Below are 18,702 nucleotides of genomic sequence, written 5' to 3'. Positions count from 1 at the left end.
GGGAAACATCGTCACCATGCATTTGGTTATCGTCAGCGGACTGTCAGGTTCGGGAAAGAGTACGGCCCTGCATGTCCTCGAGGATGTGGGCTACAACTGCATCGACAACCTGCCCGTGAGCCTGCTGCCCGCGCTGGTGGCACAAATGCAGATTCATAAAAATGGCGACGATCTGAAGTTTGCCATCGGCATCGACGTGCGCAACGCCTGGCAGGACCTGAACGTCTTCCCGACCTTGATCAAAACCCTCAAGGACGCCCATCTACCCTTTCACGTGCTGTTTCTCGACACCCAGGCACCGGTGTTGATTCAACGTTTTAGCGAAACCCGGCGGAAACACCCCCTGAGCGACAAACACACCAACCTCAAAGAGGCTATCGCCGCCGAACAGACGCTGCTGGAACCGATTCGCGACACCGCTGATCAGGTGCTCGACACCAGCCACCTGAACCTCCACGAGCTCCGCGATCTGGTCAAACAGCGGGTGGTGGGACGCGACACATCAACCATGGCGATTTTGTTCGAGTCCTTCGGATTCAAACACGGGTCCCCGGTCAACGCCGACCTGGTATTTGACGCCCGCTGCCTGCCCAACCCTCACTGGAAGCCCGAGCTACGCCCTCAAACGGGCAAAGACCCGGCCGTGATCGAGTTTCTGGAGCAGGAAGAGACGGTGCATCAAATGTACTCTGACGTGGCTGGCTTCCTGGACCGCTGGCTGCCCCACTATTCGGCCAACAACCGCAGCTACATCACCATTGCCCTCGGCTGCACCGGCGGCCAGCATCGCTCGGTGTACCTGGCCGAAAAGCTCTACCAACATGTCGCCGCCACGCACGATAACGTGCAGGTTCGCCACCGCGACATCAACCGCCAGAAGACCCACTAACGTCATGCCGCAACGCACCGTTACCATCGTCAATAAGCGCGGGCTACACGCCCGCGCGGCGGCCAAGTTTGCCACGGCGGCAAACCTATTCAGTTGCCGGATTCAGGCTCGCACCCCTGAGGGTAGCTGGGTCGACGGTAAGAGCGTTATGTCACTCATGCTGCTCGCAGCCGCCAAGGGCAGCTGCCTCGAAGTCGCCACCGACGGTGACGATGCCGAGCAGGCCCTGGATACCCTTTGCGAGTTGATCGCCCAACGTTTTGAAGAAGACGAGTAATCATCAATGACCGACAATCCCCATGACGACGCCCACGACGAGGAGTCGTACAAAAGTAAATCCCAGGTCAAGCGTGAAATGCTCGCGCTACAGGATCTGGGCAAGGAACTGACCGAGATGAACGACGGGCAACTGGGCGAGATTCCGGTCACCGGCGAGCTGCTTGATGCCATCCATGAATTCCAGCGCCTGAGACACAACGAGGCGCGCCGACGGCAGATGCAATACATTGGCCGGCTTATGCGCGAAGGCGATCACCAGAGCATTATTGACGGCGTCGCCCGCCTGAAAGACAAGCACAACCAGCACATCCATCGCCAACACCTGGTGGAGCGCTGGCGCGAACAACTGATGACCGGCGACAAGGCACAGCTCGAAGCCTTTATCGCCCAGTATCCAAACACCGATATTCAACACTTGCGCTCGCTGCTACGCCAGGCCTTGAAAGAAAAATCCGGCCAGAAACCTCCGGCGCATGCACGTAAACTGTTTCGCTATCTGCTGGAGGTGCTGGCGCAAGATCAGTCCTGATCAGTGGGCTCGGCCGCTTCCGGAAGAGGCTCCACCACAACCCCGCCAGGGGTCGCACGCAGACTGGCATCACTGTCAAACAGCCGATCGAAGCGGACCTCCGGGTCGTCCCAGGGGCCGCGCACCCGGTAGCTCATACTCGTCGCACGGTCCACTTGACGCTCGAACAATCGACTGACCAGGTAAACCCCGGCGGCAGCGGGCAGGCCTGCGGCCAGCGCCGTCAGAAAAGTCAGGTTGCCCGCCACCGGCAGCGTCGCCACCAGGCGTGCATCCAGAGTCTCATCGAGCAGGTCGATATTGCCCGCAAGCTGGAAGCGGCTTGAGGGGCCGCGCACGGATAACGGTTCACTGAAGGACATCAGGCCCTGATCAAAACTGGCGGTGCCGCGAATCTCGTCATAGGCCAACCCACTTTGCACCAGATCGGAAAAGTCCAGGCGCAACCGCCGGGCGAGAGAGTCAAAATTCAAAACCGCAAACAGACGCAGCACCCCGTCGCCCGCGCCCGGGTTGCGGGTAAAGCGACCATTGTTGACCTGCATGCTGACGTCGCCTTCGAGGCGCGTCAGGTCGACCTCGTGGGGCGCACCCGCCCAACGCAAATTCAGCCCGTAGCGGGCCGATTCACTCTCGATCATCACCGGCTGCCCCCAGGCCGCCATCACCCCGCCCAGGTCATCAGCGCTGACTACCCCATTGGCAAGCGTCAAGGCAGCACCGGCCTCATCGACCAGCCAAAGTAAACTCGCGCCCTGCTCAGCCGTCTCGCCCTGCAAACGCAAGCCTCTAATGTCAGCGTGAATATCGTCAAACAAGCTGCCGTGCTCATCCGAGCGCAAGCGAAAACTGACTCGACCCAGTGGTTCACCTTGCCAGGCAAGCTCATCGATCACCACATCCAGTGCAGGCAGGCTGCGCGGATCAATGGCGTCGACCACTGAACCGGCTGCCGTGTCTTCGCCCCGCGTCGCCTGCGCCGGAAGTTGCACATCCAGACGCCGGAGCGCCAAGCGCGAGGGGCGCTCATCGCCGGTAAACAACAGCTCGCCCGCCATCGCCGGGTTGCTGAAGCCAATCTGCCAATCATCATCAAGCGGCGTTACTTCCAATGCCAGATCGGTCAACTGCAATGGCCCCAATTGTTGATCGCGCACCAGAATCTGCGCATGCAGCGGTGGCAGGGCCGAAAGCGACAGGACATCGGTCAGCGCCTCCAGATCCCCCTGCTCTTCACGCATTTGACGAACATAGCCCTGATAGTCGTCAACCAGCCCTTGCCAGGGTTGGGGATCGAGATTTTCGAGCGCACCGCTCAACAACAGTATCGGCTCTGCGGGCAGGTGCGCGGGCGCCCCGAGGGCAAGATTGCCGCGCAACAACGTCAGGGTTTCGGCGCCGGCCTCTAGCCACAGCCCCAGATCGTCGCCATAGTCCAGTTTCAATTCGCGCGTCTGTTCATGCAGGCGCAGCGTCAGCGCTAACGGGCGCGTCTCCTCCGCGGTCTTGCGGTACCCCAACGGGAGATTCACCGCCATACCCTGCAGATCCGATTGCACCTCAATAGCGACCCGTGCGGGATCAGGATCGCGAGCATCTGCCGCCACGTTCTCCCCATGCTTGAGGGAAATGCGCGCGTCCACCTGGGTTTCGCCCTCAAAAAATAACAGCTCCGGGCGCCTCAGCCAGTCCAGCAGGTTGTCGCGACTGATACGGCTACTGAGATCGATACGGGTCTGATTGGCGCCACGCGGATCCGTGTGGGGATGAATGCTCACCGCCAGCGGTTCACCAAACAGCTGTCCGCGCAAATTGTCGCTGCTCAGTCCGGAGCGACTGTCGTAGTGCAGATCACCGCGCACTTGAGCCACATTCACACCAAAATTATCCATGCGCAGACTGGGTGAGCTCAGAGCAATATCCACCTGCTGGCGCGCCCCCGCCTCACCCTCGCCGAGGGGTATATCCAGACTGACATCCGCCTGCAGGTTGCCATGCATATACCAGCCATCCATCTGGTTGCCGACAAATCGGCGCAGAAAGCTCTCGCGCAAAACCCGCAGGCCATCACTTGCCAGGCCATCAATACGGCCATTGAGCTTCAGCAGCGACTGCTCGCCTTCGGGGTTGGGCTGGAGCGCCACCTGCAGCGCCTTGACCCGGCTGTTGTATATATGGCCATTATCCACGCGCGCATCAAGCAGATTGTCATTGAGTACCAGCTCGCCGGTGAAGCGTCGCAGTGCAGGCCATTCGGGGTGGTAGTCCAGGTTGGCATTGTGGACATTGAGGTACAGCTGGTGGCTGCGCGCCAGAGCCTCGGGATTGTTGAGGGTACCGCGAAAGATGAACGCGCCATCGGAGGCATAGCCCGGATTACTGCGTCCGACGGCGCGTTCGAGCCACCCCGTCAGTGCCCGAGGAACGACCGCCGGTACATATTTGGTGTGCAGACCGGCGGGAATATCGTGCCCGCCAATATAGAGATAGAGGTCCAGGTCCGCCGAGTACCGCTCCCAGGGAACCGATAGCCACATATAGCCGCGAGCATGTTCGCTGTTGCCGGGCTCGCCTTGCAGAGTCAGTGGCCCGCTGTTGACGTACACGCGGTTGTCCTCAGGACGCAACCACCAGGCCACCTGCCCCTGGGCACCGCCATAACGCATGGGGGCGTCGTAGACCTGGGGGTAGAACATGCTGAAACTGCCCTCGCGCGCGAGATCCACGTGCCCCCCCCGGCGATCGGCATAGACATAGCCGTCCACGCCCTGTAGACCCGGTACCCCCGCCCAGGGTCTGACACTCACCGATTCCAGTTGGGCACTCAGCTGCCAACTACCCGGCTCATCAAGCGGCAATTCAAACGTCAGATCGCGCAGTTCACCGAGCGGGGCCAGGGTGGTGATGACCTCTTCAAGTCGCGGTGAGGCCATCAACCAGGTATTCTCCAGGGCCAGGCGCTGGACCACATCCAGCGCGATCGCATCGCTCATCAGGCGCAAAGGCTCCCCGAGCCCGTCGGCAGACGCTGCAATATTGATCCCTTCCAGGCTTGATTCATTCCAGCGCCCATGCAGGTCTTGCAGCGCCACCTGCCAGGCGCCAGTACGCAACCAATGGCCAGTGACATCGGTGTGCAACTCGTGAATAGCCACCGGGAACTCACCGGTGGGCCAGAGCAGATCAGAGCTGCTCAGCTGCCCCTTGAGCGCGTAGCCATCGCCACCCGGGCGAGAGTTGAACCAGAGCTCCGCATCGAGTCGACCGCTGCTGTACCAATTGGGGTGATCAATCCCCCCAAGGAGTAACGCAGCGACACCAATGAGAGGCTCAGAGGTGGGCACGTCACGCAGTTGCAAATAGCCACGGGCATCAAAGCGCGCCGGCACCCGGGGGTCACCCCGCCCTTCCACAATCAGTTGCAGGGCTTGCGCGCGCTCGTCAATGTCGACGTCGAGCGCCAGACGGTGGAAGTTGCGCCGATTTTCCAACGAGACCTGAGGGGCAAACAATTGCACTTCGCGCTGATCAGAGAAGCGCAGAGTGAAGTGGGTATCGCGAAAGTGAATTTGGGTTCCCAACAGGAACAACTCGAAAAAACTGTCAGGTGTCGCATTCCCGACGTCTTCAGCCATCTCGGTATCGGTACCGACCACCGGCAACCCCGGAATCTGCCAGCGGCCATCAGCAAACTGCCACAGGGTCATGGCCCCCCCGTCAACATCGGCCCGCCCCCAATGGAGCCGGCCGCGCAACGCACTCTGCCAAAGATCCAACTCCAGGGCCGCGCGCTCAAGCTCAAGTACCGGCAACTCGGACTCACCGGTGAGCTGAACATCAGTAAGAACGACCTGTGGGTTGATACCCGGCCACTGAACTTCGAGTTCGGCAATAACCACCGTCAACCCGAGCCGCTCGGACAGGTAGTGACTCAGTGGCTCAGAGTAATCGCTCGCCAGATGGGCAAAACTGCGCCCGAGCTGAACCATCACAGCCAGCGCGATCAGAGCGACTGCCACCGTGAGGTAAAGCGTTTTCACTAGAGAACCAACGAAGCGAGCCATAACCAGCGTACCAACCCTCGCGCCTAAACCAGTACGATATCGTACTGCTCTGGGGTGAATAGCTGCTCGACCTGGAACTCGATGGTTCGGCCGATAAAGGCCTCCAGGTCAGCGACATAAGCCGCCTCCTCATCGAGCAGACGATCGACCACCACCTGCGCCGCAAGCACGAGAAATTTTTCGTTATCGTAGGCCCGCGCCTCTCGCAGAATTTCCCGAAAGATCTCGTAGCAAATGGTCTCGGCCGACTTGATCTGGCCGCGCCCTGTGCACAATGGGCAGGGCTCGCACAGCATCTGCCCGAGCGACTCGCGCGTGCGCTTGCGGGTCATTTCCACCAGACCTAATTCCGACACGCCGGTAATCCGGGTTTTCGCGTGGTCCTTTTCGAGCGCCTTTTCGAGTGTGCGTAACACTTGGCGCTCGTGCTCGGGGTCGCGCATATCAATAAAGTCGAGAATGATGATGCCCCCGAGATTGCGCAAACGCAATTGCCGGGCAATGGCACTGGCCGCCTCCATGTTGGTTTTGAAGATGGTTTCTTCCAGATTGCGTCGCCCCACAAAAGCCCCGGTGTTGACGTCAATGGTGGTCATCGCTTCCGTCTGCTCAATCACCAGATAACCATTGGACTTGAGTGCCACACGTGGATCCAGGGCACGGGCAATTTCATCCTCGACACCGTAGAGATCAAGCAGCGGCCGCTCGCCGGTGTAGCATTCAATCAGATCGACCAATTGGGGCGAATAACCCGCGGCAAAGTCGCGCATCTGGTGCCAGGTCTGTCGTGAATCGACGCGAATTTTCTCAATGGGGGCACGTGCCAAGTCGCGTAAAACACGTAGAAAAAGTGGCATGTCGGTGTGAATCACCGAGGGAGTGGGCGCGTCGGCCAAAACCGCGCGCAACTTTTGCCAGTGCTTCTGCAAAAACAGGATATCCGCCTGCAGGGCGTCCTGCTCGGCGCCCTCCGCCACGGTACGCAGAATAAAGCCGCCCTCGATTCCCTCGCGCGACTGTACCTCGTCAAGCAATGTGCGCAAACGCTCGCGCTCAGCATCATCTTCGATACGGCTGGAAATGCCAATGTGCGGGCTGCCGGGCATGTACACCAGAAAGCGCGCGGACAAGCTCAAGTGTGTCGTCAGACGCGCGCCTTTGGTCCCTATTGGATCCTTGCTGACCTGCACGACGATGCTCTCACCCTCGCGAACCAGCGAACGAATATCCGGGGTTTCACTGCGCCTACCGGACTCACCCTGCTCATCCATCTCGGGCACCAGCTCGGCGGCGTGGATAAAACCGGTACGTGCCAGGCCAATGTCCACAAATGCGGCCTGCATTCCCGGCAGCACGCGTACCACCTTGCCTTTATAGATGTTGCCCACGTAACCTTTATGCTGACTGCGCTCAATATACAGCTCCTGGGCAACGCCATTCTCGACCAGCGCCACTCGGGTCTCCACCGGGGAGACATTGATCAGAATTTCCTCACTCATCGTCCGGCTCCTGCCACCAAGGGACCCCGAACTCCCTGAGCAGCGGCAAGGTAACCTCCAGGGGCAAGCCAACGACGCCGCTGTAGCTGCCGCGCAGCCCGGTCACAAACGCCGCACCCAACCCCTGAATGGCATAGCTACCGGCCTTGTCGCGGGGCTCACCGGTGTCCCAATAGGCACGAATTTCCTCATCACTGAGCAGGCGGAAATCCACATCGGTGATCGATAGCCCGACATCGACGCGCTCTGGCGTCGCCAACGCGACGGCACTCAACACCTGGTGCGTGGCACCAGACATGGCGCGCAGCATTTTCAGCGAGGCCTCAGCATCGGCGGGCTTTTCCAGAATTCGGCCCTGGCAGACGCCCAGGGTGTCAGCGCCGAGCACGGGCCGCTCGGCCAGTCCGGCACGGGCCGAGGCCTCAAGTCCGGCTTGCGCTTTCTCGCGCGCCAGACGGCACACGTAATCTTCAGGGGATTCCCCCACAGCGGGTACTTCGGGCACCGCTACCGGGAGCGTCGCATGACGCACACCGATTTGGCGCAGCAGCTCGCGGCGGCGGGGAGAGCGGGAGGCCAGGTACAGATCGATCGTCACAGTGACAGCTCAACTTATCCGGTTAGCGGTACGAAAGATCTCCAGTATCCGGAACATCAGGGGCCATAGCAAGGCGCTGGTCAGCGCCGGATAGAGAAATTGCATCCCCGACACCGTCAGTCCGCTCATACTGTAGACCCAGTTGCCTATAACCTGACTGATCCCCACCAGAACAAATACCCACAAGGCCTGTTGCCAGCGCGCGTAGTTGCGCACCCGCTGATAGGACTGCAGACAGATATAAGACACGATCACCAAACCCAGGCTGTGCTGACCCAGGGGCGACCCGGTAATAAGGTCCTGCACCAACCCCAGGCCGAAGACAAAGGTAAGGCTGAAATCTTCCGGGGCCGTGAACAACCAGTAGATGACAATCAACAAAACCCAGGCTGGCCGCCACCAGCGCAACTCCAGCGGCAGCGGATAGACAGAAAGTAGCAATCCCAGAAGAATCGGCAAGAGCAGCATCCAACGATTGTGCCCGCGCAGCAGGTCAATCAAGGCCTGCCTCCTCGTTCCCAAAGACCAGCAAGAGGTGTCGACTGCGATCCAGGCGCGCTTTGGGCTTGGCGATCACCGTTGCGAAAGGCATGCCCGGGTCGCGCACCACACGCTCGACCTCGGCCACGGGATAGCCCACAGGAAAACGCTGACCCAAGCCGGAACTGACCAGCACATCGCCGGGCCGAATATCGGTAGTATTGGACACGTGACGCAGATGCAGGCGGTTCAAGTCACCGCTGCCCTCGGCTACCGCGCGCACCCCGTTGCGGTTGACCTGCACCGGCAGAGCGTGGGAAGCGTCAGTAATCAGCAGCACCCGAGCGGTACCTTGGTTAACCTCGATCACCTGCCCCATCAGACCAAAGGCGTCGAGAACTGCCTGGCCCATGTAGACGCCGTCGCGCCGGCCTTTGTTGATGACCAGTGCATGGCGCATGGGGTCAGGGGACACGCCGATCAACTCGGCCACCAGGACATTGTCCTGGAGCATGTCGCTGGATCCGAGCAGTTGGCGCAGGCGCACGTTCTCAGCCGCCAACGCCGCCATCTGCTGGAGCTTGCGCCGATGAATCAGAATTTCGGATTGGAGGGCGTCGTTTTCGGCTTTGAGCTCGGTGCGCGAGACAAAGGTGTCTTGCCCCCATTCGGAGATCACCGTGGGCACGTTGGTCACCCAATTGAAAGGCGCAGCTACCGAGCCCAACTGTTCCCTGACCGGGTTGAGCCAGTCGGTATAGAGGTTGACGAGAATCAGCCCGACCGCCACCGCACTGAGTATCACTGCACGCGCGGCAACCGACGGGCCTTTGGTAAACAACCGTTTGATAACGAAATCTCCCGCGATCGTCGGGGGCTAACCCCCATCCACCCGGCGCTTAAGACGACAGCAAATCGATATTGCGCTTGTCCATCATCTCCAGGGCCATGCCGCCGCCCCGGGCAACGCAGGTCAGCGGATCGTCCGCGACGATGAACGGCAGGCCGGTTTCGTTAGACAGTAGCCGGTCGATATCGCGCAACAGGGCACCACCACCGGTCAGCACCACACCGCTCTCGGCGATATCTGACGCCAGCTCCGGGGGCGATTGTTCGAGCGCACTTTTCACCGACTGCACGATACCCGCCAGGGGCTCCTGCAGGGCTTCGAGAATCTCATCGCTATTAAGGGTAAAACTGCGCGGCACCCCTTCGGCAAGGTTGCGGCCGCGCACGTCAATTTCGCGCACTTCGCTACCGGCAAAGGCACAGCCGATTTCCTGCTTGATACGCTCCGCCGTGGCATCACCGATCACGCTGCCGTAGTTGCGACGCACGTAGTTGACAATGGCTTCATCAAAGCGGTCACCGCCGATACGCACCGAGTCGGAATAAACCACGCCGTTGAGAGAAATTACGGCAATCTCAGTCGTACCGCCGCCGATGTCCACCACCATGGAACCATTGGCTTCGTCGACCTTCAGGCCGGCGCCGATCGCCGCGGCCATAGGCTCTTCAATCAGGCGGACTTCCCGGGCACCGGCGCCCATGGCTGACTCGCGGATCGCGCGTTTTTCCACTTCCGTGGACAGGCAGGGTACGCTGACCAGGACCCGCGGGCTGGGCTGGAACCAATTGGCCTCGTGTACTTTTCTGATGAAATGCTGGAGCATTTTCTCTGTGACCTGGAAGTCGGCAATGACACCGTCTTTCAGCGGGCGAATTGCAGTGATGTTGCCCGGGGTGCGGCCAAGCATACGCTTGGCTTCTTTACCTACCGCCTCAACCACTTTCTGGCCCTTGTGGTGGCGAATGGCGACCACCGAGGGCTCATTCAAGACGATGCCCTTACCCCGAACATAAATAAGCGTGTTGGCCGTTCCCAGGTCAATGGAGAGGTCGTTGGAGAAAGCTCCGCGAAGATGTTTCAACATGTGTGTTTCTAGCCTTGTTTTGTTCTGGTAGAGCACGTCAGAGACGAAAGTCCCATTCCAGTTCCCTGCGCGCTGCCATTATGTAGCGATTTGCTGCTCGTCTGCGGCCCCACAGGCACAAAAAGCGCGTATCTTGCCGCATTCTTCTTAATTGTCGCACTCTATCAACGGCAGGGATTTAGGGCAAGGCGCAAATGTGATAAGTTTAGCGGCCTGAATCACAGGCCGGACACATTGCGGGCTATTTTACGCCCAAACTGGCCAAATAACGACCGTTACCACGGAATTACCGTGCTTGCCATCACAGCGGAGCAACCCGAATGGCTGTAGACACTTCCACCATCGCCAAAATGGCGAGTTTGGCGCGGATCGAAATCTCCGACGCTGAAAGCGGCGAGGCCGCCGCGCGCATCTCCCAGGTGCTGGATCTGGTCGACCAACTGCAGGCGGTAGACACCCAGGGCGTCACCCCCATGGCGCACCCACTGGATGCTGTGCAGCGCCTGCGCCCGGACGACGTGACTGAACCCGACCAGCGCGACACTTTTCAGAGCCTGGCACCTGCCGCCGAGGCGGGCCTGTACCTGGTCCCCCGCGTGATCGAATAACCCGAGGATTATTGTCGCAATGCATACCAAGACCATTGCCGAACTGGTGCAGGGCCTGCGCAGCAAAGCCTTTTCCAGTGTCGAGCTGACTCGCCACTACCTGGAGCGTATCCAGGCGCGGGATGCCACCTACAACAGTTACATCACCGTCACCCCGGAGCTGGCCCTGGCCCAGGCGGAGGCCGCCGATGCCCGTTTGGCCCAGGGTGACGCCCCGGCCCTGTGCGGCGTGCCTATCGCCCATAAGGACATCTTCTGTACCAACGGCGTACGCACCAGTTGCGGTTCAAAGATGTTGGACAACTTTATTGCCCCCTACGATGCCACCATCGTCGACAACTACCGGCGCGCCGGTGCCGTGACCCTGGGTAAGACCAACATGGACGAGTTCGCCATGGGCTCGTCCAACGAGACCAGCTACTACGGTCCGGTGAAAAACCCCTGGGCGACCGACTGCGTGCCCGGCGGCTCCTCGGGCGGTTCGGCAGCGGCGGTATCAGCCCTGCTCGCCCCCGGCGCCACCGCCAGTGACACCGGTGGCTCCATTCGCCAGCCCGCGGCTCTGTGCGGACTCACCGGCATCAAGCCCACCTACGGCCGGGTATCGCGCTGGGGCATGATCGCCTTTGCCTCAAGCCTGGATCAGGCCGGCGTGCTTACCCGCACCGCCGAAGACGCGGCACTGATGATGAACGACCTGGCGAGCTACGACCCCAAGGACTCCACCTGCGTCGAAATGCCAGTGCCGGACTACACCGCGGAACTGAACAACCCGATCAAGGGCCTCACCATCGGGGTTCCCAAGGAGTACTTCAGCGAAGGCCTGGACCCGAAAACCGCGCAAATCGTCGAAGACGCCATCAAGCTTTACGAGCAGTTGGGCGCGACCATCAAGTCCATCAGCCTGCCCCATACCCACCTGGCGGTACCGGCCTACTACGTCATTGCCCCAGCCGAATGCTCGGCCAACCTGTCGCGCTTTGACGGCGTGCGCTACGGCTACCGCTGTGAGGATCCGAAGGATCTGACCGACATGTACATGCGCACCCGCAGCGAGGGTTTTGGTGAGGAAGTGAAACGCCGGATTCTGGTGGGCACCTATGCGCTCTCGACCGGCTATTACGACGCCTACTACAACAAGGCGCAACAGGTCCGCCGACTGATCAAACGGGACTTTGTCGAAGCCTTTGAGTCCGTCGATGTGATCATGGGCCCGACCTCGCCCTCGCCGGCTTTTGCCTTTGGCGCAAAAACCAAGGACCCGGTGGCGATGTACCTGGAAGACATTTACACGATCGCCACCAACCTGGCGGGCTTGCCGGGCTTGTCGATTCCCTGCGGGCTGGTGGACAACAAACCGGTAGGCTTGCAATTGATCGGCGATTATTTCGCCGAATCAAAGCTACTCAACGTTGCCCACCAATTCCAACAGGCAACCGACCACCACCAACAGGTAGCGCCTTCGGCATTGGATTGAATACGGTTTATAAAGTGTCGCAAAAAGCCCCCTCCGGACGAAGCTTTGGCATGCTTTAGTGAGCTTCCGGCCAAAGCGAGGGGGTGTCCTTGCGAAAACGCGGTGAATACGTCCCTGTAGCTCCCTCTCTTCATCCCTGAAGAGAGGGTTTCGCAAGGACACCCCCTCGCTTCGGCCTCAGTGCCAGCAAACGACAGCGTGGATTCACCCACCAACGTTTTCCTAATTAGGAAAACCGATTAACTACTGTGAGCACTGAATGTGGCACGGCAGGCGGAGTGTGAAGCCTTGCGGGACCGTAGGAGGCATGGATGCCGACTTCGAGCGTACAGGGACGTATTCACAGCGAGTCCCGCAAGGCTTTACGCTCCGCCTGCCCCACCAACACAGGCACCAACCAAGGTTGATAGAGATGGAATGGGAAACAGTGATAGGGCTGGAAGTACACGTACAGCTCGCCACCAAAAGTAAAATCTTCTCCGGCGCCAGCACCGCCTTCGGCGCCGACCCCAACACCCAGGCCTGCGCGGTCGACCTGGCGCTGCCCGGCACCCTGCCAGTCGCCAACGAAGGCGCGTTCCGCTACGCCGTCATGTTCGGGCTCGCCGTCAACGCCGAGATCGGCAAGCGCTCCGTCTTCGAGCGCAAAAACTACTTCTACCCGGACCTCCCCAAAGGCTACCAGACCACCCAACTGGCCGAACCCATCGTCGGGCCCGGCCATGTCGACCTGGAACTGGACGGCGGGCGCACCAAGCGCGTGCGCATTCACCACGCCCACCTGGAAGAAGACGCGGGCAAATCCCTGCACGAAGACTTCCACGGTATGACCGGCATCGACCTCAACCGCGCCGGCACACCGCTGATTGAAGTCGTGACCGAGCCGGATATGCGCAACGCCGAAGAAGCTGTGGCCTTCGCCAAAAAACTGCACAACATCGTCACCTCACTGGAAATCTGCGACGGCGAAATGTCCCAGGGCTCCATGCGCTTTGACGTCAACGTCTCCGTGCGCCCCAAAGGCGAAGAGAAGCTCGGCACCCGCACCGAAACCAAAAACCTCAACTCCTTCCGGTTTATGGAAGAAGCCATTGAGCTGGAAGTCGAACGTCAGATCAGCGTGCTCGAAAGCGGCGGCACCATCGTGCAGGAAACCCGCCTCTACAATGGCGACACCAAGAAAGCCCGGAGCATGCGCACCAAGGAAGACTCCAACGATTACCGTTACTTCCCCTGCCCGGACCTGCTGCCCATCATGCTCGACGACGACTATATCGAGTCGGTGCGCCAACAGATGCCGGAGCTGCCGGAAGAGCGGCGCCAGCGCTTTATCAACGATCTCGGTCTGTCCGACTACGACGCCACGCAACTGACCAGCGACCGGGCCACTGCCGACTTCTTCGAAGCTTCGGCCAAGGCCTCCGGCGAGCCCAAGCTGGCCGCCAACTGGATCATGGCGGATCTGGCCGCGTACCTGAACAAGCAGGAACTGAGTATCGATCAATCGCCGGTCAGCCCCGAGCAACTGGCCGGGCTTATCGCCCGCATCAAAGACAACACCATCTCCAGTAAAATCGCCAAGACCGTGTTCGAGGCCATGTGCGCGGGTGAAGGCGATGCCGATGCCGTAATCGACGCCAGAGGTCTCAAGCAGGTATCCGATACCGGTGCGCTGGAGAAAATCGTCGACGAGGTTATTGCCAACAATCAGGCCCAGGTAGACAACTACCGTAACGCCGACGAGGCCAAACGTCCTAAAATGCTCGGCTTCTTTGTCGGGCAAGTAATGAAAGCCAGTAAAGGCCAAGCCAACCCACAGGCCGTGAACGAAATTCTCTTGAAAAAACTGAGTGACTAAACTGATGGTATTACGCAAAGACAAACAGAAAGTGCTGGGCGAGTTTTTTGATGACGAACGGATCAAAAGCTTCCTGACCTTTGAACCACCGGCAGGTGTCAGCCGAGACTACCACCTGCTGGAAAAAGCCTACCGGGGTATGCGCGAAGAGAACTTCGCCACCTTCGTGCAGTTTTTTACCGATGCCGGGTACGATCTCAATGCCCCAGGCCCGGACGGTAAGACCTTCCTGCAATCCATCCGGGATCACCGCTGGGCTGAACCCTACATCGAAGCACTGGAAAAAGCCGGCGCCCAATAAGCCGTCAGGGTATAGGGCCCGCTCATGGGCCTTATACCGCCTGGGGTTTGAAATAACCGTCCAGGCGCTCCACTTCCTCATCGATATTCTCGTCGATCGCCACCGCTTCGTTGTCCAGGCGCTGCTGAGCCGAGGGCAGACACACCTCAAACTCGACACCGGTAATCGCCAGGGGCTCAAAACTCAGCTGATGATCGCCGCGCTTGGCGTGGGAGTGAATACGCCACTGGGGCCGCTCCGGGTGCGCCGGATCGAAGCGACTGTCTTTGCCCTTGCTCACAAAATCGGCCAGGCATTGGGTACCGTCACTGCCCTGAGTACCCGTGGTGGTCACCTCGACACTGCGTATCGGCGAACGGAACTGCCAGTGTCGGGCATCATCGGTGCCACCGTCGGGCAACACCACCTGAGGCTGGCCGTCACTGACACTCACTTCCAGCAACTCGGTCGCCAGCTCGCCGTTTTCCAGCTCAATGCGCACTGTATAGCGGGCCGAACGGGTATGGATATTGTGCACTTCCACCCGGCCCTCATAGCCTTTGACAATTTCATTGACGAAGTACAGCCCGAGACCCCGCCCGTGGTGTTCGCGTACCCGCCGGGTGGAGAATCCCAATTGAAACAGATTGGTGCGATCCTCGTCGCTGACATGAGGGCCGCGGTTATACACCCGGATCAGCACCTGGCCCTCGCGCTCTTCGAGCACCAATGCCACTGACGCAAAGGGACTTTTGTAACCGCGCTTGCCGGCAAAATACTGCGCATTCTTGAGCAGATTTTCGAGCAGGAGCACCAGGTGATTTTCGTTACCCAGCAGCTGTGCCACCGGCGCCAGACGCACGTACCACTGATTGTTACTGAGCAGGTAATCCATGTCCGCCACCGGCGCCGGCGGGCGCTCGCCGCACACCAGCGTCAGGGCGCGCCAGGCCGCGCGTTGGGGTGAATACACCGGCTCGAAAGGCAACGCCCGGGCCTGCTCGACATTGAGCAGACGTTGATAATAATGCTCCTCGCATTCGCACAGAAGGTTGCCGATATGCAGCGCCAGGTTGTCGGCGGTGGACAGGTCGAGCAGATCCCACAGGTAGCGCATGGCATCGAGCGCCTCCCGGTTGGCCTCACTCTCCGCCCCCGACGCGGTATCGTCCACACTGAGCTGCAAAGCCCGCTGGACCTTGTCAAAACTGATCACACCGTTGTGGCGCACCTCGGCCGCAATGCTTTTAAAATGCAGAAATTTCTCGTCGTATTCGATGTAGTCGAGCAGTTTGTCGCTGATAAACAACTTGAGCTTTTCCGCATGACCGGAATAGGTGTGAGCCTTGAGTTGCAGCTGTTTTTTGTCGCGCCACAAGTCGCTGACCTGAGTGCGCAAAAGCCGCAAGTCGGCGCGCTGGCGACGGTACTGGTACAGGTAGCGACGCACATCCCACAACACCAGCACAACGAACACGACCAACAGCGCGTAGATCAGCAGCTCTTCCTGCCACAGCGGAGGAACCGGGTAGCGCGCACTCAGCATCGGCAGGGTCAACCAGGCGAAATAACTCACAAGCCCCAGCGCCGCCAGGGCGCTCAACCAGGGGTAGGTGACTTTCTGCACCCGGCCAACCGGGCTGTTCTGCTCCTGAGCCTCTGTGTCCATCACAGCGCCTCCTCTCGTGTAGCGTGACCTCAGCGGACCACCGGCTTCCAACAGTAAGCCCCTTGATCGCCGAAAGTGACGATGCCCTCGCCTCGCTTGCAGGCCTCAATAAAGTCGCCCTGCCCACCCTCGGCGTGATCAAAGGCCAGGCGCAGGGTGCGAATATGCTGGCGGTAATTGGCGTAGGAAAAGCGCTCGGGATCGGCGTCGAGCCTGTCGGCAATCTGCGCCGTGCTCAACGGCCGCGGCGCGGCTTCCACCAGGTAGCGCAGAATCTTGCGCGGCGTTGGCCCGAGCGGGCGCCTGCTGTTGCCCGGGTTCATCAGTTTGTGCCCGCGCCAGTAGACTTCCCAGGTTTCGGTATCCAGACGCAGGTCGCCACTGTCGATCACCGCATCGCTCGCACCGCGCTGCTGAAGTGCGTGCTGACGCAACACCGCCTTGATCCGCCAACATAACACCGACTCGATATTGGCCTGGTGTTTGGCAATGAAGTCGCGCGCTTCTGAGGTTTCAAAGGCCTGCTGCTCGATGCCGGTGCCGCTGTGCTCTGACAGATAGATCATGGGCAGCTCCGGCCACTTGCGCCTGAGCGCCCGGGACACCGAAAAGCCTGCGCTGTCATTGCCATTCATATGGGCGTCGAGCAAAGCCAGGTCCGGACGCGCAGCGCCGGGCGAGCGAATATGTTGGCAGGCCGCCTCGGCAAACCCGAACACGGTTACCCGGGTCGGCTCGCCGTCAAAGTCAGTCGCTTCGAGAATGGGCTGAAAGCGGTCGACCCAATGCAGTTGGTCTTCGACCCACAATATGTTGGCCATAGGCCATTCCTGTTGGTATTTGTCCCAGTCTACCCGAAGTAAACGGCGCCAAAGCGCGACTCAGCGCACACCTTGCGGGATCAACTCACAGATTTTTCACCGCCGCCCCGGATACTGAGTCTGTCAGATCGGCAAACCACTAACAGCCGACGCTATCTATAACCGAGGGTAATAACCATGTTCTCAGATCTCTTTACCATCTGGTCCGATTCGCCCGCGCTCTCGCTGGCAATCTGGCTGATCATTGCCATCGTCCTTCTGTACGCTGGCCGCCCCCACGCGCACCTGCTACTGCGCAGTACCGGGCGGGCGCTTTACAGCTCCCTGCGGCTCGCCGCGACCGGCGTGCGCCAACTGGAGCAACGGGTCTCGGCGCGCAACCGCGACGTCCTTCTGGCCATGGGCCGGGAGCACGCCGAAAAAGCCATCGAGCGGGACTTCGACCGGGTCGGCGCCCTGGTCGAGCGCGACCTGAGCCACTACCCGGTCCTGCACCGCGAGCTCAAGGACACGCTGGAGCGGGTCCAGGCGGACTACCACGCCGCCACCGACGACGCGCCCCTGCCGCCGGCCTGGAATCAGGTCATGGACACCATCGCCGCCCTGCCCAACAACGGTGACCCGGCGGTGACCCGTATTCTGGAAGAAATCCGCACCGCAGTGGAGGAGTCGCACCAGCAGACCCTCAAGGCTTATCAGAAGAGTGCTGGAGAGCGTCACCGCATTCTCAGCACACTGCAGCCCCAGTGGCGCAGTCTCAACCAGACCATGAACCGGGTCGAACAGACCATCACCGGGCTCGAAGGCCGTGCCAAAGTCATCGACCGGCAGATGGCCGATTATGAGAGCCTGCGTAAGGCCGAAGACAAAGCCGTCCACGCCCTGACTGCCTCATCGTTGACCCAGTTTTTTATCGCCAGCCTGGTCCTGGTGATCGCCACCTTCGGCGGCATCATCAATTTTCACCTGATCGCCATGCCCATGTCAGAGATGGTCGGCGGCGCCAGTACCATCGGGTCGGTCCGTACCTCGGATATCGCGGCTCTGGTGATCATCATGGTGGAAATTGCCATGGGGATCTTCCTGCTCGAAGCCCTGGGCATCACCCGCCTGTTCCCGCTGATTGGCAGCATGGACGACCGCATGCGCAAGCGTATGGCCATTGCCGCCTTCACCATTCTGGTAATTTTCGCCAGCATCGAAGCCTCCCTGGCCTATATGCGCGACCTGCTCGCTCTGGACCGGGAAGCCCTGCAACAGTCGCTCACCGGCGCCGAGACCGGCGAGGTCGCGTTCCGCTGGATTCCCTCGGTCGGGCAGTTGCTGCTGGGCTTTATTCTGCCCTTTGCGTTGGCCTTCGTCGCCATTCCTCTGGAGGCCTTTGTGCACTCCCTGCGCACCCTGCTCGGGTTGCTGGCCGTTGGGCTGTTGCGTGCCCTGCGCCTGAGCTTGCGGATTCTGGGCGGCGCGGCTCATCACGGTAGCCGGATGTTGATTCACGCCTACGATATCTTCGTAATGCTGCCCTTGAGTCTGGAGCGCCTGATCACCCACTGGCGCGCCGGGCAGCGCGAACGCCGGCAGGTAGAGGTCGAAGCCGACGCTGAAGACACTACCACTGCGGACGAAGCACCCGCCGAGGCAGCCAAACCCGCCCGCAAAAACCGGGCTCGAACCGGTGCGCCCGACATGAACCTGACTCCCGGGGAGGCCTGAG

16 protein-coding genes are annotated in these 18,702 nt (G+C 60.3%); 8 read left to right on the top strand and 8 right to left on the bottom strand.

Annotated features, from left to right (window positions below):
- Window positions 1–16 precede the first annotated feature (16 nt).
- Genes rapZ through yjgA form a run of 3 tightly spaced genes read left to right on the top strand, consistent with a single transcriptional unit; the run spans window position 17 to window position 1,697 of the window.
- On the top strand, window positions 17–889 hold the full coding sequence (gene rapZ, locus DKW72_RS04660) for an RNase adapter RapZ (protein ID WP_111641158.1): 873 nt from the start codon (window positions 17–19) through the stop codon (window positions 887–889).
- Window positions 890–893: 4 nt separating this feature from the next.
- Window positions 894–1,166 carry an HPr family phosphocarrier protein gene (locus DKW72_RS04655; RefSeq protein ID WP_111641157.1) on the top strand — a complete coding sequence of 91 codons (273 nt, stop codon included), beginning with the start codon at window positions 894–896 and terminating at the stop codon, window positions 1,164–1,166.
- A gap of 6 nt (window positions 1,167–1,172) precedes the next feature.
- Entirely contained in the window at window positions 1,173–1,697 is a 525-nt protein-coding gene (yjgA, locus tag DKW72_RS04650) for a ribosome biogenesis factor YjgA (RefSeq protein WP_111641156.1), read from the top strand.
- Here yjgA and DKW72_RS04645 read toward each other — a convergent pair.
- From DKW72_RS04645 to DKW72_RS04620, 6 genes are read right to left on the bottom strand one after another with little or no spacing between them, the layout of a single operon-like run.
- A complete protein-coding gene (locus DKW72_RS04645) occupies window positions 1,688–5,737 on the bottom strand; it encodes a YhdP family phospholipid transporter (protein WP_198411220.1) in 4,050 nt (1,349 codons plus the stop codon). The two genes, yjgA and DKW72_RS04645, sit on opposite strands and share 10 nt — an antisense overlap.
- Window positions 5,738–5,784: 47 nt before the next feature.
- A complete protein-coding gene (gene rng, locus DKW72_RS04640; protein WP_111641154.1) occupies window positions 5,785–7,260 on the bottom strand; it encodes a ribonuclease G in 1,476 nt (491 codons plus the stop codon).
- Window positions 7,253–7,858 (bottom strand): Maf family protein, encoded by a 606-nt coding sequence (locus DKW72_RS04635; protein ID WP_111641153.1) that lies wholly within the window; start codon window positions 7,856–7,858, stop codon window positions 7,253–7,255. Before DKW72_RS04635 ends, rng begins: the two co-directional genes overlap by 8 nt.
- A gap of 9 nt (window positions 7,859–7,867) precedes the next feature.
- Window positions 7,868–8,359 (bottom strand): rod shape-determining protein MreD, encoded by a 492-nt coding sequence (gene mreD / locus DKW72_RS04630; protein ID WP_232522315.1) that lies wholly within the window; start codon window positions 8,357–8,359, stop codon window positions 7,868–7,870.
- Window positions 8,352–9,179, bottom strand: a complete 828-nt coding sequence (gene mreC / locus DKW72_RS04625; protein ID WP_269777877.1) for a rod shape-determining protein MreC — start codon at window positions 9,177–9,179, stop codon at window positions 8,352–8,354. Before mreC ends, mreD begins: the two co-directional genes overlap by 8 nt.
- 58 nt (window positions 9,180–9,237) lie before the next feature.
- Window positions 9,238–10,272: a rod shape-determining protein gene (locus DKW72_RS04620; RefSeq protein ID WP_111641151.1), complete on the bottom strand. Its 1,035-nt coding sequence runs from the start codon at window positions 10,270–10,272 to the stop codon at window positions 9,238–9,240.
- Between the two features lie 320 nt (window positions 10,273–10,592).
- Here DKW72_RS04620 and gatC point away from each other — a divergent pair, with 320 nt between their 5' ends.
- From gatC to DKW72_RS04600, 4 genes are all read left to right on the top strand, one after another.
- Entirely contained in the window at window positions 10,593–10,880 is a 288-nt protein-coding gene (gene gatC / locus DKW72_RS04615) for an Asp-tRNA(Asn)/Glu-tRNA(Gln) amidotransferase subunit GatC (RefSeq protein WP_111641150.1), read from the top strand.
- Window positions 10,881–10,899: 19 nt separating this feature from the next.
- Window positions 10,900–12,357, top strand: coding sequence for an Asp-tRNA(Asn)/Glu-tRNA(Gln) amidotransferase subunit GatA (gene gatA / locus DKW72_RS04610; RefSeq protein WP_111641149.1), 1,458 nt, complete (start codon window positions 10,900–10,902; stop codon window positions 12,355–12,357).
- Between the two features lie 412 nt (window positions 12,358–12,769).
- The gene (gatB, locus tag DKW72_RS04605) at window positions 12,770–14,215 is read left to right on the top strand and encodes an Asp-tRNA(Asn)/Glu-tRNA(Gln) amidotransferase subunit GatB (RefSeq protein ID WP_111641148.1); all 1,446 of its coding nucleotides are present in this window, start codon (window positions 12,770–12,772) and stop codon (window positions 14,213–14,215) included.
- 4 nt (window positions 14,216–14,219) lie between these two features.
- Window positions 14,220–14,516, top strand: a complete 297-nt coding sequence (locus DKW72_RS04600; protein WP_111641147.1) for a PA4642 family protein — start codon at window positions 14,220–14,222, stop codon at window positions 14,514–14,516.
- A 31-nt stretch (window positions 14,517–14,547) separates the two neighbouring features.
- Here the strand turns inward: DKW72_RS04600 and DKW72_RS04595 are convergent, their stop codons facing one another.
- Together DKW72_RS04595 and DKW72_RS04590 are read right to left on the bottom strand one after the other, a co-directional pair.
- The gene (locus DKW72_RS04595; RefSeq protein WP_111641146.1) at window positions 14,548–16,164 is read right to left on the bottom strand and encodes an ATP-binding protein; all 1,617 of its coding nucleotides are present in this window, start codon (window positions 16,162–16,164) and stop codon (window positions 14,548–14,550) included.
- A gap of 29 nt (window positions 16,165–16,193) precedes the next feature.
- Entirely contained in the window at window positions 16,194–16,985 is a 792-nt protein-coding gene (locus DKW72_RS04590) for a response regulator transcription factor (protein ID WP_111641145.1), read from the bottom strand.
- 177 nt (window positions 16,986–17,162) lie between these two features.
- Here DKW72_RS04590 and DKW72_RS04585 point away from each other — a divergent pair, with 177 nt between their 5' ends.
- The gene (locus DKW72_RS04585) at window positions 17,163–18,701 is read left to right on the top strand and encodes a hypothetical protein (protein WP_111641144.1); all 1,539 of its coding nucleotides are present in this window, start codon (window positions 17,163–17,165) and stop codon (window positions 18,699–18,701) included.
- Window position 18,702 lies beyond the last annotated feature (1 nt).

Source organism: Marinimicrobium alkaliphilum (assembly GCF_003259155.1).
GTDB classification, from domain to species: domain Bacteria; phylum Pseudomonadota; class Gammaproteobacteria; order Pseudomonadales; family Cellvibrionaceae; genus Marinimicrobium_A; species Marinimicrobium_A alkaliphilum.
Note: the sequence above shows the minus strand (reverse complement) of the source record. Positions and strands in the feature narration are given on the sequence as shown.